Here is a 14,460-nt window from a genome sequence, read left to right as displayed (position 1 = left end):
AAGTAGAAGGATAGAAGATGGCTCTGGATGCCGAGACGTTCGAATTAATGAAAGATGCAGTCGCTCGATTCGTGAGCGAAAAACTCGTCCCTGCTGAAGATACAGTTGAAGAGACGAATGATGTGCCAGAAGAAATTATTCAGGAAATGCGGGAATTGGGCTTGTTCGGCCTCTCAATCCCGGAGGAATATGGTGGACTGGGTCTTAGTATGGCACAAGAATGCCAGATTATACACGAGCTTTGCAAGGCATCGCTGGCGTTTCGGTCAGTAATCGGGACAACGGTTGGTATTGGCAGCCATGGCCTTGTCATGACGGGAACGGATGCCCAGAAACAACAGTATCTGCCGCGGCTCGCTTCTGGTGAGATCATGTCCTCTTTTTGTCTTACCGAACCGGAAGCGGGTTCTGATGCTGCGTCTCTGCGCACTGTCGCCGTCCGGGATGGGGATGATTATGTCTTGAACGGAACAAAACGTTACATCACCAACGCTCTGCGCGCAGGGATGTTGACGGTTATGGCACGTACCGACTCATCAAAAAAGGGGGCCTCGGGTATTTCGGCCTTTCTCGTTGATCCAAATATCCCGGGTGTTACGATTGCCAAGGCGGACGAGAAAATGGGTCAGCGGGGCACGAAAACCAGTGATGTTATTTTTGAGGATGCCCGCATTCCTGCGTCTGCTTTGATGGGCGGCGTTGAAGGTAAAGGGTTCTACACGGCCATGAAGGTGCTGGACCGCGGGCGGCTGCATTTGAGTTCCGTATCGACCGGTATTTCAGAGCGAATTTTGCAAGAAGCACTTAACTATGCAGCCGAGCGCAAGCAGTTCGGTACTGTGATTGGAGAATTCCAACTGGTACAGGCCCTGCTTGCCGATAGTCAGGCAGAACTTTTCGCCGGTAAGGCAATGACATTGGATGCTGCGCAGAAATATGATAATAATGAAGATATCCCGATGCTGGCGGCCTGCTGCAAGATGTTTACAACCGAAGCTGCGGGGAAAATCGCGGACCGGGCGGTACAGATCCACGGTGGCGCGGGCTATATGGCGGAATATAAAGTTGAACGCTTCTACCGCGATGTGCGGTTACTGCGCCTTTATGAAGGAACGACGCAAATTCAGCAGCTTGTCATCGCACGTAATATGCTGAAGTCTCATACGAACTAAAAAACTGAAAAAGGAAAAATTGATATGGGTGTTGATATAATAAACAAGATGGTGCCCAGCTTGGAGGGCAAGGTCAGCGATGAAGAATGGGAAACACGCGTAAATCTCGCGGCCTGTTATCATCTGATTGCTCATTATGGTATGAGCGATCTTGTCTTCACCCATATTTCGGCGCGCGTGCCGGGCAGTGATCATCACTTCCTGATCAATCCCTATGGCCTCTTCTTTGATGAAATTACGGCTTCAAGCTTAGTCAAGGTGGACATTGACGGGAATGTTCTAAGTGACACGCCATTCATTATCAATCCTGCGGGATATACAATTCACAGCGCTATCCACGGCGCGCGTGAAGATGTTGGCTGCGTTCTTCATACGCATACGACGGCCGGTATGGCGGTCGCCGCGCAGAAACAGGGATTGTTGCCAATCAGCCAGCATTCGATGATGTTCTATGGTCGTTTGGCCTATCATGGATATGAAGGAATTGCATTGGATCTGGATGAGCGTGAGCGTCTGGTGCGCGATATGGGGGACAACATTGCGATGATCCTCCGTAATCACGGTTTGCTCACCGTCGGGGCCACGGCGTCAGAAGCATTCCGTCGGATTTTCTATCTTGAGAAATCCTGTGAATCACAGATCAAAGCGCTTGCAGGGGATTCCGAGCTAATTCTTCCCTCTCGCGAGGTTTGCGAACATGCGGCCAATCAATTTAAAATCAGTGCGTCTCAGTCGGGCCTTGAATGGCCGGGCCTGTTGCGCCTTCTTGATCGCAAGGGATCAAACTACCGCGACTGATCTGGGAAATTTTAAATTAAAATATTTGGCGCAGGAATCTGTTTATTCAAGCAGGTTCCCGCGCCATTTCTTTAGGTAACTTTGATTCCTTCGACCGGCTGTAAATCAGCAAGGCGACCGCAACAATTGCCGCAAGACTGAAAAAGAGCACCCGATAGGCCAAAAGCGGCGCCGTCCCGTCTTCTTCAACGAAGTTGCCTATTATGAATCCGCCCATGGACTGGAGCAGGAATACACCCAAAAATACGGCAGTGTTCAGTGTTGCGATCCCACGGCCCAAAAGCCTTTCCGGAAATATCGAACGACCTTGGGACATGATCAGGACACCATAGTTCCCAAAAAAGCTGAACAGAATCAAAAGTGCAGATATTTGCCAGACGGACACCACGGGCATTGAGCCGAGTATGACCAGTAGAATTATGGTAGTGATAGCGGCGGTCGCAACCAGTTTTTTGCGTGACTTGGCAATACCATCCAAATACCCATAAAAAAACGCGCCGCCGATAACCGCAACAGTCATCCAGAAAATAATATCGCCACGTTCTGTGAGGTCGAGACCATAGACATCTCGCAGGAAATTTCCGCCCCATAGAGCGACAATAGACATGATAGTTCCGTAGATGACGAGATTGATGGCGAATACAAGCTGAAACTGGCGATCCTTGATAATGCCGATGACGCCTCCCAATGTCTCCGACATGCTCTCGATTTTTCTGGAGTGGAAAGCATGGCCTTCGGGGGCGTCTTTAATGATAAAATATCCAAAGACGATGGATACCGCACTGAAAAGACTTGCGATCCAGAAAACATCCCGCCAGCCGATCATATCGGCCAGAATTGCTGTAGGTGTCGTTGCAAGGATATTTCCGAATCCGCCCATGCCTACGATAAGGGACATATAAAATGCGAACTTTTCCGCGGAGAGCCAGCGAGATATAATGACGAGGGATCCCATCAAAACAGGAGCGCAGCCAACGCCCATAAAGAACCGGGCCGAAGTTAGCTCAAGAAAATCCGACGCTACAGCAAAACCAGCCGATCCCAGCACTGCAAACATCATCAATCCACAGATCGTTTTTCGGGGGCCATAGCGATCCAGAAAAATACCAACGGGGACACTGGAAAAGGGCAAAAGCTATAAAGAAAGTACCGCCAACAACGCCAAGTTGTTCATGGGTGAGCCCGATTTCATCCATCATGTTGGGCGCAATTACAGCAATGGAAGAACGATAAAAATTACTCGCGACATAAACAATCGACAATGTCGTGATGATCTTGAAGGCAGTCGCCGTTTCTTTTTTCATTTTTATTGCGCTCGTACATATTTTTATAAGAGCTATCAGGTTGTGCTCCCGAGGTCAATTCGTGCCGAAGTAGGGCTTTTCAGGGGATCATCTTGCGGTTAAGCTGGCAAAAAAAATAATAACATAGGAAAATACAAATATGTCCAGATGGAAGAAACGGCCAGAAGGGTCAAACTGGGGCGACTTTGGCGAAAATGATCAGATAGGCCGTCTGAATCTTATCACGCCGGAAAAAATTCTTGCCGCTGCGGCGGAAATAAAAAGCGGGGAGCGCTTCTGTCTTAGCCTGCCGCTCGATTTGCCGGGAGGGAATCTCCTGAATCCCCGTCGTCACCCACCCAAAATATCCCCGACCTTAAGGTCCGGTGACAGGCCGAACATGAATTACAATCTGTCGCAGGATAATCCAAACATGATTGATGTGATCTGTGACGATTTAGTTGTTCTGCATACGCAGTATTCCTCGCAATGGGATAGTCTGGCCCATGTGGGGCAGGAATTTGATGCCGATGATGATGGCGTGGCCGAAATTGTGTATTACAACGGCTATCGCGGCGGGGAGCATATTCAGGGACCGGAAGACGAAGGCGGCCCGCGTGCGTTGGCGCTTGGGATTGAAAATATGGCCGCCGCCGGAGTGCAGGGACGTGGCGTTATGATCGATCTGGAAGGAGAGTTCGGTCGCGCCCAGACGATTGTCGGCTATGACGATCTGATGCGTGTCATGGAAAAGGACGATGTCACCGTTGAGGAAGGAGATATGGTTTGTCTCCACACCGGTTTTGCACAAATGATTGTTGAGATGGACGGTAATCCTGATAAAGACAAGTTGCATGGTTCCTGCGCCGCGCTCAACGGACGCGATCCCAAGCTTCTTAACTGGATTACTGATTCTGGTCTATCCTTGCTGATTGCCGATAATTATGCGGTTGAGGCCCATCCATCTGTGCCCGGAGAGGGAAGCTGTGCTTTCTTGCCCATCCATGAACATTGTCTGTTCAAGCTTGGTATACATCTTGGGGAGTTGTGGTATCTGACGCCGCTGAACAATTGGCTCAAAGAAAATAGCCGGTCACGGTTCATGTTGACAGCGCCGCCGATCCGTCTACCGGGTGCAGTCGGCTCTCCCGCCAATCCGGTAGCCACCGTCTAGTATTTTAGGGCGGCTACGGCTATTGCATACATGAGTGGGTGCATTATGTTAGGCTTGTGGCTTGCCCATGCAAATTTATTCTGCTAGCTGACGACCGTGATTATATTTCCCGCTTAAGGGCATTGGAGTTTTCCCATGTTTATTCAGACCTTGCCGCATGAAAATGAAGACAGGATGAAATTTTTGCCTGGCCGTCAGGTTCTGGCGGAAGGCTCCGTGCTGTTCGAAAATGAGGAAGAGGGACGAAAGCAGTCCCCACTAGCGGCGCGCCTTTTTGATATTCCGGGGGTTCGCTCGGTTGAACTCGGGGAGGATTATGTAACAATCGTCAAACGGACGGATGAAGAACATAAAACCCTGTGGATACAGCTGAAACCAATGGTTCTCGCCGCGATCATGGACCATTACATGAGCGGTATGCCCGTTTTGAACGGAGAGCCACAGTTGGCAAGCGCCAGTTATTCTGAAAAAGAGCAAAAGATAGTTGATTCCATTATTGAGCTGATCGAAACGCGGGTTCAACCGCAGCTTCAAGAGGATGGCGGTGACGTTGGTTTTAAATCATATGATCCAGCGGATGGTGTTGTTGTGTTGGAGATGGACAGCACCGGCCTGTCAACCCCGGCATTTGGCACGCAGATTAAAATCGAAAATACACTGAAGCATTTTGTGCCGGAAATTCACCGAGTGCGATTTGAACGTATGGTCGAAGAAGAAACTGAGGTTACGAGTGATCGGCCCGGCCTGCAAAGTGATGAGGCGGAACAAATTCGCGTTCTTCTTGAAACGCGGATCAACCCTGCAATTGCGGCGCATGGTGGATATATCACCTTAATTGACATTAAGGATAATACCGCCTTTGTTGAGATGGCCGGGGGGTGTCAGGGCTGTGGTATGGCCGATGCTACGCTGAAACAGGGAGTGGAAGTTGAAATCAAATCCGCTGTTCCGGTAATTGAACGGGTTTTGGACGTGACGGATCACGCAGGCGGTGCAAATCCCTATTATGTGGGATATTGATTGCGACGCTTAATCGGCGGTGTCGATAGCTTTGATCACGAACCCGCGTTCTGCGCTATACTTGCGGCGCATTTTTTCCCAAGCTTGCTCGAGATTTTCCGCATAAAAGTCTAAATAGTGCGTTTCTGCCCAGCTATCCGCGAGATCCTTGTGATGCTCGCCTTCTTGGAGCGCAACAAGAACTTCTTCATTAAAAATAGCCGCTTCAAATTTCAGCTGCATTTCCGGTCTCGTCTATAATTTCTATTTCCGGATTTTTGCATTTTGAGATTAACAAAAGGTTATTTGTCATGCTTAACGATTGCGTCATTCAAAACTGGAAAATTCACTGAATTGGCAATAAAGCAGGTTTCATGTGCGTCATGATGAAGACGTACTGCTTTTTCAAGGTTGCTTGTCGCTGAAATGGTGACAACAGGACGCAAAATAACTTCTGTAAATCGAAGTTTTCCGTCCTTCATTTCCATTTTCCCCCAGGCGTCATCTTTATAGGAGGTGACGGCGACACTTTTCCGCGCGCAAAGAGCAAGGTAGCTTAGTAAATGACAGGCCGACAGTGACGCTACCAATAAGTCTTCTGGATTGTATCGGTCGTCCGTCCCTAAAAATACAGGATCTGCCGAACCTTTGATAACCGGTCGACCCTCAATTGAAATATCATAGTCGCGAGAGTAATTCTTATAGTCCATTGTCGGACCATTGCTCGCACCTTTCCAGTCGATATGAGCAACGAATTCATGCTTATGAACCATCTTTTATCCTTGTCACGTCATTTCACAATATCGGGAGCAGAAGCGATATCACTTTGCCTTGTTCAAAGAATGCTACTATGTAATTTTTTTACTGACAATCCTAAGGCTATTTAGGCAGATCAAAAGGGTATTTCGAATAAAAAATGTTTGATGCAGCGCTGCGAAATATCATCGACCCGCCACTCAATGCGATGGGTACCCGGATCGCAGCGATTGGTGTATCCGCGAATGCGGTGACTGTCTTTGGCTTTTTACTTGGCCTATTGGCTGTTCCCTTGATTGCAATAGAGCAATATGGCGCGGCCCTTATACTTATTCTTATGAACCGCCTGTTCGATGGTCTGGACGGAGCCGTTGCGCGACACTCGTTGCTCACTGATTTCGGTGGATATCTTGATATTATCTGCGACTTTATTTTTTATTCGGCAGTTGTTTTTGGCTTCGCGCTGGCCAACTCTGAAAATGCGCTCTATGCCGCTTTTCTGATTTTCAGCTTTATGGGAACCGCGTCGACCTTTCTAACCTACGCAATTATGGCGGAAAAACACGGGATATCGACGGATATTCAAGGTCGCAAGTCGCTTTACTATCTCGGTGGACTTGCCGAAGGCGGAGAGACGATTGCCGCGATGCTGCTGATGTGTATTTTTCCAAACTATTTCATGATAGTCGCACTTGTCTTTGGTAGCATGTGCTGGGTAACCACCATTACACGCATTTATGCTGCTTGGCTGACATTCGGTAAAAGCCACTGATCACCATTGTTTGGTCAGCCGGAACCGCTATACTCTTTCCGTAGTACATAAAAATAATAAAAATAATGACGGAGGACCCCGAATGAGCGATTGGCAAATCGGCAACGTAAAGATTACCCGTGTTGTTGAGGTAGAGGCAACTGGCGGCACTCGCTTTATCCTCCCGCAGGCAACTCCGGATGCGGTGCAGCCGATTGACTGGCTCGTCCCGCATTTCGCCACAGCAGAAGGCAAGCTGATCATGAGCATTCACGCGCTCATTATTGATACGGGTTCGCGGCGGATTATTGTTGATACCTGTCTCGGCAACGATAAAAAACGTGAAATTCCCGCCTGGAATATGCTGCAAACAACCTTCCTTGCTGATCTCGAAGCGGCTGGATACCCGCGTGAGAGCTTTGACACCGTGCTTTGTACACATCTTCATGTTGACCATGTGGGCTGGAATACGATGTTGGTGGATGGGGAATGGGTGCCGACTTTTCCGAACGCGCGCTACCTGATCGGAGCGACGGAATGGGATTACTGGCGGGCGACGGCGCAGGACGAATTTGGTGATGTCATCGGCGATTCGGTTACGCCCATCATCGATGCGGGTCTTGCCGATCTTGTGGCGATGGATCATCAGATATGCGACGAGGTGAGCTTGTTCCCCTCCCCAGGCCATACGCCGGGGCATGTTTGCGTTCAAATCCGTTCTGCAGGCGAAGAAGCGATCATTACTGGTGACAGTATGCATCACCCTTGTCAGATCGCGCATCCTGAATGGTCAAGCGCGGTGGATGCGGATGCCGCCGCAGCACAGTCAACCCGGCATGCGTTTTTGGAGAAATACGGTAATACAGATACACTCATTATCGGCACCCATTTTGCGACCCCGACAGCGGGACGTCTTAAAAAGAAAAATACCGGGGAGTATTGGCTAAAAGTCTAATGACATTCTGATAAAATCTCAGGAAACTGTGCAGAAATAATGATTTCTGCGCCAAATTACAGTGAAGTAACTAATCCGGGGCGCAATACTGGATGAGGTAAAATAAAAATGAAGCTATATGACTGTCCCGGGCCGCCGAGCCCGCGCCGTGTCAGGATATTTCTGGCGGAAAAGGGATTAGATATTGAAAAAGTGATCGTCAATATCCGGGAGGGAGAGCAATTTAACGACGAGTTCAGGGAAATTAACCCGAACTGCACAGTGCCAGTACTGGAACTCGATGATGGAAGCCGGATCTCGTCGATTGATGCAATAAACCGTTACTTGGAGGAGAAATTCCCTGAACCGCCACTATTCGGCAGCTCTCCGGAAGAGCGGGCGCATATCAATGACTGTTGCCATTATATAAATGTGAATGGGTTTATGGCGGTTGCTGAAGCTCTCCGCAACTCTGCGCCGAGGCTTGCTCACAGGGCTATTACCGGACCGCGAAATGTTGAACAGATTGCTGAGCTCGCGGAACGTGGACGACAGCGTGTTGTTTACTTTTTTGAAGACATGAACAAACAGCTTGAAAATCAGGAATTTATGGCCGGAAACAGCTATTCTGTTGCAGACATCGGTGCATTGGTGGTGGTGGATTTCGCAACCAAAATGGCGAAGATCGAGATGCCGGAAGGGCTTGATAATCTCAACCGCTGGCATGCGGCAATCTCAGCCCGCCCAAGTGCAGACGCTTAAAAGAACTTACCTTAACTCTGGCGGCGGCGATTACGACGATTGCCGCGGCCAGTCTCAGGTGACGCCCCATGAGACGCCTCTGCCGGTAACTTAACCTGCCAAACGGGGCCAAAGCGTGCTTCGATTTCCGAGATACCGATGTCCTTTTTGGGTGTATATCCGTCGAGGGCTTCCGCCATCGCTTTCAGATGCGCGTGACTTGTACCGCAACATCCTCCAATGATCCGGGCACCCGCATCGGCCGCAAGTCGTGCGTAATCGGCCATCACCTCCAGCGTCCCGCTGTAAATCAGCTTGCCATCCTTGAATTCGGGAATACCGCAGTTGGCTTTGGCAACGATAATGTCGCCTTCTTTCGCCGTGGATTTAAGGCCTAAAACAGTTTCCAGTAACTCACCCGCACCGACGCCGCAATTAGCGCCCCAGCCAACGGGGGGCGCAGGCAGATCATGGCAAAATTCAGTGAAATCGGCAGGTTTAATGCCCATCATTGTACGCCGATTGGTATCGAATGACATGGTGCAGACAAAAGGATGTCCAGTTGCCTTCGCAGCCTCAACCGCAGCAGCTACTTCCTCTTTTGAGGACATAGTTTCAATCCAGAGCACGTCAACGCCACCCTCAACCAGTGCATTCGCTTGTGCCTTGAAGGCTTCAACGGCCTTCTCGTGAGTGAGGGTGCCCATCGGCTCCATCAACTCGCCCGTCGGCCCCATGGATCCCGCCACAATAACCGTGCGGTCCACGCGATCTGACTCCGCACGGGCAATCTTTGCGGCAGCAATGTTAAGTTCCCGAACCCGATTTTGGGCATTGTGAAGTTTAAGCCGGTAACTCGTCCCACCAAAGCTGTTGGTCAAGATGATATCCGAGCCAGCATCGACGAAACCCCGATGCAAATCGTGAATTTTTTCCGGCGCATCAATGTTCCATAGCTCCGGCGCGTCGCCCGACTGCAGACCGACAGCAAAGAGGTTCGTTCCAACCGCACCGTCAGCCAGCAAGAAGGGTTTACTATCCAGAAGTTCTTGAAGTTTATTGACCATATTTATGTCCTATACAAAGGCCATGCAGAGATTAGGCGGTATTCGTGCCTTTGTCATCATCCGCATCTTCGGGCTTAGGTGTTGGACTACTTTGGGGCTTTCCAGGCGGCTTTGGCTTTTTCGGCTGCTCTTCCGCTACAATGATCACATCATCGCTTGTTTCGCTTTTACTCGCAGTCGGCGTTTGTGGCGGCCACGGGCCGACAGGAAAGGGTTTCTCGTCGCTCTGATAGGACAAATACGCAACGAGTTGCTTATTGTATTCCGCAAGTGCGCCGCCGAAAGATTGCAACTCCGCAAAAGGAGTACCCGTCAGCAGTGCTTTGATGAATTGTATGATCGTGATCGCAAACAGGACGATACTGGCGACCCGGAAAATGATCGCATACAGGATCAAATATATTAATCTCGTCCATGTCGTCGTCGACTTAACATGCTTTTTTACATCATCTGTCATTGGTTGCACCCCTTGAGATGGTCAATATGTTATGGCGGGAAACCGCGACTATTTCAGGCTACTTACAGCCAGCGTCGAACCCTTGCCTTATAGTCTAGATATTCCTTCCCGAACTTATCTTCAAGGTAGGCTTCCTCTCGGGTGATAACGTGAAAGCGAATTACGAGGAGGCAGATAGGGAGAAGAAGGAGAGCCACCCAACTGTCCGCGGCGACAGCAAGCCCCACATATACAGCCGCCATTGCGACATAGATAGGATTGCGAGAGTATTTGTACGCACCGTCAGAAATGATTTTTGTTGTCGGCTTCCAAGGCTCGATATTTGTGCCGGCATTTTTGTGCTTTTGCGCGGCGAGAACAAGACAAATAAGGGATGTGAGTGCAATTACACTGCCAATAGCAGTCAGGTTAGTCGCCGCAAAATGTCCACCGATCCAAGCTGAATCCAAAAGTATGCCTACCAAAAGGAAGGCAAAGAAACAAATCGGCGGCGGAATTTTTACTCCTGCATGATCAGGTTTAAACACGGAAATCTCCCTCTACAATCTATTGAATATTAGCAAAGAAAAGATTCCCTATCCGTGTCCTGCGTCACAAAAGATAATTATCGTGGGACGTTGGTGGCGAGAAAATCAATTGCTGCTTCGACACCGCCTGCACCATGAGGAATGTTTAGGGCTTTCAGGCTCATTTCAATCGAGCCTAGCGTGCCGAGGAGCATGGGCGCGTTGATATGCCCCATATGCGCTATCCGAAGCGCTTTGCCGGAGAGTGCTGCAATGCCCACACCAACAACAACCCCGCATTTTTCGATGCAATAATCATGAATAGCTTCAAGATGCTGTGCATTCGTCACTAGAACTGTCGTTACGGAGTTCGCGCGCTCATTAGGATTAATAATGTTAAACGCGAACTCATCTTCTTCCGCCCATTTTCCAACTGCCACGCGAGTTGCACTGGCAAGCAAACGATGTCGTTCGAATATATTGTCTAAGCCTTCATTGCGAATAAGCTCAAATGCCTTTTGCAGCCCAAAAAGCATATGTACTGGCGGAGTACCTGCGTAATTCTGGTAATGTTCAGGGCCTTGACGGCTCGTCCAGTCCCAATAGGCAGTTCGGAGGTTTGCTTTCTGGTGGCGTGCCATGGCTTTTTCATTTGCGACGGTGAAGCTTACTCCAGGTGACATCATCAGCCCTTTTTGGCAAGCGGCGACGGTCACATCGACCCCCCATTCATCCATCCGATAATCCATCGTTCCAAGAGAAGCGATCGTATCCACCATTAGTAAGGCATCATGTCCAGCGTTATCTATCGCACGGCGAATTGCCGGGATATCATTCTGAACGCTGGAGGCTGTATCAACCTGCACGACAAGGACAGCCTTAATGTCGCTGCTCTTATCCGCCTTTAGACGAGTCTCTATAGCGTTCGGGTCGACAGTCTTCCGCCAGCTTCCGGGAAGAACCTCCACATCAAGGCCAATCGTACCGCCCGTCTGACCCCATCCGCTGGCAAATGATCCGCTTTCCAGTACAAGCACTTTGTCATCGCGGCAGAGAACGTTACTCAGCGCGGCTTCCCAGGCACCATGACCGTTTGCAATGTAAATAAAGGGAGTACCCTTTGATTTCGTTATCATGCGCAGATCATCTTTAAGGCGTGCTGTCACATCAACAAGTTCGCCTTTACGAATATCCACCGCTGGGCGGTGCATCGCCGCCAGAACTTCATCTGGAACAGTTGTTGGACCAGGAATGCTCAAAAATTGGCGGCCGTTTTTGACGCTCATATTGGTAGTTTCCCGTAATAGGTATTCAAATAGTTAGAAAAGTGTATTCGCTTTTGTGCAGAGGGCAATGGTAATCTGTCCGCTGTGTCATTCTTCATTTCCCTTATCCTCCTGCTCGTAGGATTCCCTGGCAACGGAACTATAGAGTTGCTTGCTTGAAGAGCCGAGACTGCCCAGTGGCAGGAACTCCGCCTTTTTCTTGCCGGACGGCCGTTGAATGACACGAATGATTGTCAATATTGCCAGAAACAGGGTGCAGCCGATTACATAGTAAAACAGACCATTCGGGCCGACCCGACCCATAATTTGTGAGGCTACGATTGGTCCGATGCTCGCGCCAGTGCCATAAGCAAGGAGGAGGCCGGCCGAAACCTGGACAAGACGATCCTGATCGGCGAGATCATTCACCTGCGCGGAAGACATGGGATAAATTGTGTAGCAAAATCCACCATAGACGATACAGAAGGCAAATAACGACAGGATGTAATGCTCTTCTGCGGCCCATATTATACCCACACTGACCAGAGCTGTTGCTAGGGCAGATATGATAAGTATTGAGCGTCGGTCAAAAAGATCGGATAGACGACCTACAGGAAATTGCAGCAGCATGCCGCCCAGAAGAATGGTTGCCATAAAGGTTGATATCTGCCCGAGGCTAAGGCCGATGGTGGCTGCGAAGATGGGGCCCATGCTATTGATGGCGGAATTGGTCAGGCCAGCCACAAGGGTTCCTGCGACGCCAACTGGAGAAATTCTGAGAAGCTCGCGGAACTTCATCCTTTCAGGGGCCGAAGGTTTTGGTGCTGTCGCCCGGGTCAGGAGGATGGGAACAAGTGCGATGGAGAAAATAATGGACGCCACGGAGAAGAGTTGAAAACTATCCGGGTTTGCAACTGTGATCAGAAACTGGCCGGACCCGGCACCAAGATAGTTTGTGATCATATAGAGCGAGAGGACGCGTCCCCGCGTGGCATTCGTGGAGCGTTCGTTCAGCCAGCTTTCAACGATCATCACCATGCCGGCCATGCAAAACCCTGTGACTGCACGGAGGAAGAACCAGGCAACTGGGTCGATGAGCAGCACATGCGCTAAGACCGCCACTGACATGACTGAAGCAAAGGCGGCAAAACTTCGGATATGTCCCGCGCTTGCCACGACGCGAACGGCGTAAAATGCACCCAGAAGCATTCCAATAAAAAATCCGGCCATGATGATGCCCGTGACTTCCGTCGAGAACCCTTCGAGCTTACTGCGGAGTCCAAGCAGAGTACCGAACATGGCATTCGCAACCATTAACAGACCATAGCTGGACAGGAGGGAGGCGACGGACTTAATCGAACCCCATATCATAAGCCGGATCCGGGATCGGTTTTTGATGTTCGCACAGTCCAGATCATCGCCGCGAGTGACAATGCGCCAAGCACGGCGAAGCTGGCGACAAGCGGGAAAACCGTGCCATCATAGAGCTGAGCAATTAGGGTGCCGAGGCCCATGGAAACGAATGTCGTAATGGAGCCGATAACCGCCGCCGCGACCCCAGCTATATGTCCAAGCGGCTCCATCGCCATGGCGTTGAAATTACCGAACAGGATACCGATGCAAAAGAAAATAACCATAAAGAAGGAAACCAGCGCCCAGAGCGGAGGATGCCCTTCCCACATGTAGGTATAAATCATAAACAGGACGGACAAAATGGTCAGCGCGACGAGCGCATAATAGGAAAGTTTGCGCATACCAAAGCGCATAACCAAGCGAGCATTTATGAAAGAAGCGGCCCCCAGCGCCAGCGCCAGCGCACCGAAATATACCGCGAACATGTCGCCTACGCCATACTGATCCTGAAATATTTGCTGTGACATGGTGAGGTAACCAAGAAAAGCACTGAAAATGAATCCGCCAACCATTGTAAACCCAAATGCCGCACGGGTATAGATCACTTCCTTGGATGCTCTCCAGATACGTTTGAGAGAGAGAGGCACGCGCCGCTCCACCTCAAGCGTTTCTTCCTGACGAAGGCCGAACCATATGAGTGTTGCCAGCCCGAGAGCGAATAAAGTAACAAAAATAATGCGCCATTCCGCAAAAAACAGAATGAATTGGCCAAGGGCAGGTGCGAGCACGGGAACCAAGATAAACACGGTCATCACGAGAGAAACAAACTTTGCCATTTCCCGCCCTTCATATTGGTCACGGATAAGGGCAAGGGAGACAATGCGCGGTGATGCCACGCCTAAGCCTTGCAGGAGCCGACCGATGAGCATAACGGTGAAATTGGTGGCAAAAATGGATAAAAGACAGCCAGCAAGGAATAGCCCGAAGCCCATATAAATGGCGATCTTTCGTCCGGTAGTGTCGGATATGGGGCCGTAAAACAGTTGGCCGATGGCAAGACCCAGAAAAATGGTTGCAATGATGTACTGTCTGTCGTTCGGATCTTCAGCATGTAGATCCTGACTAATATCGAATAGGGCCGGCAGCATCATATCAATTGTGAGGGCAACCATGGAAATCATCAGCGCGAGCAGGATGACCTGCT

At 49.9% G+C, this 14,460-nt stretch carries 17 protein-coding genes; 7 read left to right on the top strand and 10 right to left on the bottom strand.

Annotated features, from left to right (window positions below; translation table 11 throughout):
- Window positions 1-17: 17 nt before the first annotated feature.
- Both AC0L73_RS06195 and AC0L73_RS06190 read left to right on the top strand, forming a co-directional pair.
- Window positions 18-1,172: an acyl-CoA dehydrogenase family protein gene (locus AC0L73_RS06195; RefSeq protein WP_473655138.1), complete on the top strand. Its 1,155-nt coding sequence runs from the start codon at window positions 18-20 to the stop codon at window positions 1,170-1,172.
- A gap of 24 nt (window positions 1,173-1,196) precedes the next feature.
- Window positions 1,197-1,970: a class II aldolase/adducin family protein gene (locus AC0L73_RS06190; RefSeq protein ID WP_227949251.1), complete on the top strand. Its 774-nt coding sequence runs from the start codon at window positions 1,197-1,199 to the stop codon at window positions 1,968-1,970.
- Window positions 1,971-2,016: 46 nt separating this feature from the next.
- Here AC0L73_RS06190 and AC0L73_RS06185 read toward each other — a convergent pair whose 3' ends face one another.
- Together AC0L73_RS06185 and AC0L73_RS06180 are read right to left on the bottom strand one after the other, a co-directional pair.
- A complete protein-coding gene (locus AC0L73_RS06185) occupies window positions 2,017-3,033 on the bottom strand; it encodes an MFS transporter (protein ID WP_473655137.1) in 1,017 nt (338 codons plus the stop codon).
- The gene (locus tag AC0L73_RS06180) at window positions 2,975-3,274 is read right to left on the bottom strand and encodes a hypothetical protein (RefSeq protein ID WP_473655136.1); all 300 of its coding nucleotides are present in this window, start codon (window positions 3,272-3,274) and stop codon (window positions 2,975-2,977) included. The genes AC0L73_RS06185 and AC0L73_RS06180 overlap by 59 nt, the downstream gene beginning before the upstream one ends.
- 139 nt (window positions 3,275-3,413) lie before the next feature.
- On the opposite strand from AC0L73_RS06180, the gene AC0L73_RS06175 reads away from it, so the two are divergent.
- Complete coding sequence (locus AC0L73_RS06175) at window positions 3,414-4,427, top strand: cyclase family protein (RefSeq protein WP_227949255.1); 1,014 nt, start codon at window positions 3,414-3,416, stop codon at window positions 4,425-4,427.
- Between the two features lie 135 nt (window positions 4,428-4,562).
- The gene (locus tag AC0L73_RS06170) at window positions 4,563-5,447 is read left to right on the top strand and encodes a NifU family protein (protein WP_473655135.1); all 885 of its coding nucleotides are present in this window, start codon (window positions 4,563-4,565) and stop codon (window positions 5,445-5,447) included.
- Window positions 5,448-5,456: 9 nt separating this feature from the next.
- Here AC0L73_RS06170 and AC0L73_RS06165 read toward each other — a convergent pair whose 3' ends face one another.
- Entirely contained in the window at window positions 5,457-5,669 is a 213-nt protein-coding gene (locus AC0L73_RS06165; RefSeq protein WP_227949259.1) for a hypothetical protein, read from the bottom strand.
- Between the two features lie 59 nt (window positions 5,670-5,728).
- Window positions 5,729-6,199 carry an OsmC family protein gene (locus AC0L73_RS06160; RefSeq protein WP_473655134.1) on the bottom strand — a complete coding sequence of 157 codons (471 nt, stop codon included), beginning with the start codon at window positions 6,197-6,199 and terminating at the stop codon, window positions 5,729-5,731.
- Window positions 6,200-6,342: 143 nt separating this feature from the next.
- Here AC0L73_RS06160 and AC0L73_RS06155 point away from each other — a divergent pair, with 143 nt between their 5' ends.
- The 3 genes from AC0L73_RS06155 to AC0L73_RS06145 all read left to right on the top strand — a co-directional run bounded on the left by AC0L73_RS06155 (window position 6,343) and on the right by AC0L73_RS06145 (window position 8,629).
- Entirely contained in the window at window positions 6,343-6,954 is a 612-nt protein-coding gene (locus tag AC0L73_RS06155) for a CDP-alcohol phosphatidyltransferase family protein (protein WP_473655133.1), read from the top strand.
- 82 nt (window positions 6,955-7,036) lie between these two features.
- Window positions 7,037-7,888: an MBL fold metallo-hydrolase gene (locus AC0L73_RS06150; RefSeq protein WP_473655132.1), complete on the top strand. Its 852-nt coding sequence runs from the start codon at window positions 7,037-7,039 to the stop codon at window positions 7,886-7,888.
- Window positions 7,889-7,996: 108 nt separating this feature from the next.
- Window positions 7,997-8,629, top strand: coding sequence for a glutathione S-transferase family protein (locus AC0L73_RS06145; RefSeq protein WP_227949267.1), 633 nt, complete (start codon window positions 7,997-7,999; stop codon window positions 8,627-8,629).
- A gap of 11 nt (window positions 8,630-8,640) precedes the next feature.
- On the opposite strand, the gene bmt is transcribed toward AC0L73_RS06145, so the two are convergent.
- The 6 genes from bmt to AC0L73_RS06115 form a co-directional block, all read right to left on the bottom strand.
- Window positions 8,641-9,675, bottom strand: coding sequence for a betaine--homocysteine S-methyltransferase (gene bmt, locus AC0L73_RS06140; RefSeq protein ID WP_227949270.1), 1,035 nt, complete (start codon window positions 9,673-9,675; stop codon window positions 8,641-8,643).
- Window positions 9,676-9,706: 31 nt separating this feature from the next.
- Window positions 9,707-10,132 carry a DUF4389 domain-containing protein gene (locus tag AC0L73_RS06135; protein WP_227949273.1) on the bottom strand — a complete coding sequence of 142 codons (426 nt, stop codon included), beginning with the start codon at window positions 10,130-10,132 and terminating at the stop codon, window positions 9,707-9,709.
- A gap of 62 nt (window positions 10,133-10,194) precedes the next feature.
- Complete coding sequence (locus tag AC0L73_RS06130; protein ID WP_227949275.1) at window positions 10,195-10,659, bottom strand: methyltransferase family protein; 465 nt, start codon at window positions 10,657-10,659, stop codon at window positions 10,195-10,197.
- 77 nt (window positions 10,660-10,736) lie between these two features.
- On the bottom strand, window positions 10,737-11,924 hold the full coding sequence (locus AC0L73_RS06125) for a pyridoxal-phosphate-dependent aminotransferase family protein (RefSeq protein ID WP_227949277.1): 1,188 nt from the start codon (window positions 11,922-11,924) through the stop codon (window positions 10,737-10,739).
- A gap of 87 nt (window positions 11,925-12,011) precedes the next feature.
- Entirely contained in the window at window positions 12,012-13,274 is a 1,263-nt protein-coding gene (locus AC0L73_RS06120) for an MFS transporter (RefSeq protein ID WP_473655131.1), read from the bottom strand.
- Entirely contained in the window at window positions 13,271-14,449 is a 1,179-nt protein-coding gene (locus tag AC0L73_RS06115) for a multidrug effflux MFS transporter (protein ID WP_473655419.1), read from the bottom strand. Before AC0L73_RS06115 ends, AC0L73_RS06120 begins: the two co-directional genes overlap by 4 nt.
- Window positions 14,450-14,460: the final 11 nt, after the last annotated feature.

It is taken from the genome of Sneathiella sp. D3-11 (assembly GCF_055809395.1).
Note: the sequence above shows the minus strand (reverse complement) of the source record. Positions and strands in the feature narration are given on the sequence as shown.

What these genes read in the sequence shown, in the direction of transcription:
- bmt (WP_227949270.1), bottom strand. Translation starts at nt 9,675, where the DNA reads ATGGTCAATAAACTTCAAGAACTTCTGGATAGTAAACCCTTCTTGCTG.
- AC0L73_RS06155 (WP_473655133.1), top strand. Translation starts at nt 6,343, where the DNA reads ATGTTTGATGCAGCGCTGCGAAATATCATCGACCCGCCACTCAATGCG.
- AC0L73_RS06120 (WP_473655131.1), bottom strand. Translation starts at nt 13,274, where the DNA reads ATGATATGGGGTTCGATTAAGTCCGTCGCCTCCCTCCTGTCCAGCTAT.
- AC0L73_RS06170 (WP_473655135.1), top strand. Translation starts at nt 4,563, where the DNA reads ATGTTTATTCAGACCTTGCCGCATGAAAATGAAGACAGGATGAAATTT.
- AC0L73_RS06175 (WP_227949255.1), top strand. Translation starts at nt 3,414, where the DNA reads ATGTCCAGATGGAAGAAACGGCCAGAAGGGTCAAACTGGGGCGACTTT.
- AC0L73_RS06195 (WP_473655138.1), top strand. Translation starts at nt 18, where the DNA reads ATGGCTCTGGATGCCGAGACGTTCGAATTAATGAAAGATGCAGTCGCT.
- AC0L73_RS06160 (WP_473655134.1), bottom strand. Translation starts at nt 6,199, where the DNA reads ATGGTTCATAAGCATGAATTCGTTGCTCATATCGACTGGAAAGGTGCG.
- AC0L73_RS06125 (WP_227949277.1), bottom strand. Translation starts at nt 11,924, where the DNA reads ATGAGCGTCAAAAACGGCCGCCAATTTTTGAGCATTCCTGGTCCAACA.
- AC0L73_RS06180 (WP_473655136.1), bottom strand. Translation starts at nt 3,274, where the DNA reads ATGAAAAAAGAAACGGCGACTGCCTTCAAGATCATCACGACATTGTCG.
- AC0L73_RS06190 (WP_227949251.1), top strand. Translation starts at nt 1,197, where the DNA reads ATGGGTGTTGATATAATAAACAAGATGGTGCCCAGCTTGGAGGGCAAG.
- AC0L73_RS06150 (WP_473655132.1), top strand. Translation starts at nt 7,037, where the DNA reads ATGAGCGATTGGCAAATCGGCAACGTAAAGATTACCCGTGTTGTTGAG.
- AC0L73_RS06145 (WP_227949267.1), top strand. Translation starts at nt 7,997, where the DNA reads ATGAAGCTATATGACTGTCCCGGGCCGCCGAGCCCGCGCCGTGTCAGG.
- AC0L73_RS06165 (WP_227949259.1), bottom strand. Translation starts at nt 5,669, where the DNA reads ATGCAGCTGAAATTTGAAGCGGCTATTTTTAATGAAGAAGTTCTTGTT.
- AC0L73_RS06135 (WP_227949273.1), bottom strand. Translation starts at nt 10,132, where the DNA reads ATGACAGATGATGTAAAAAAGCATGTTAAGTCGACGACGACATGGACG.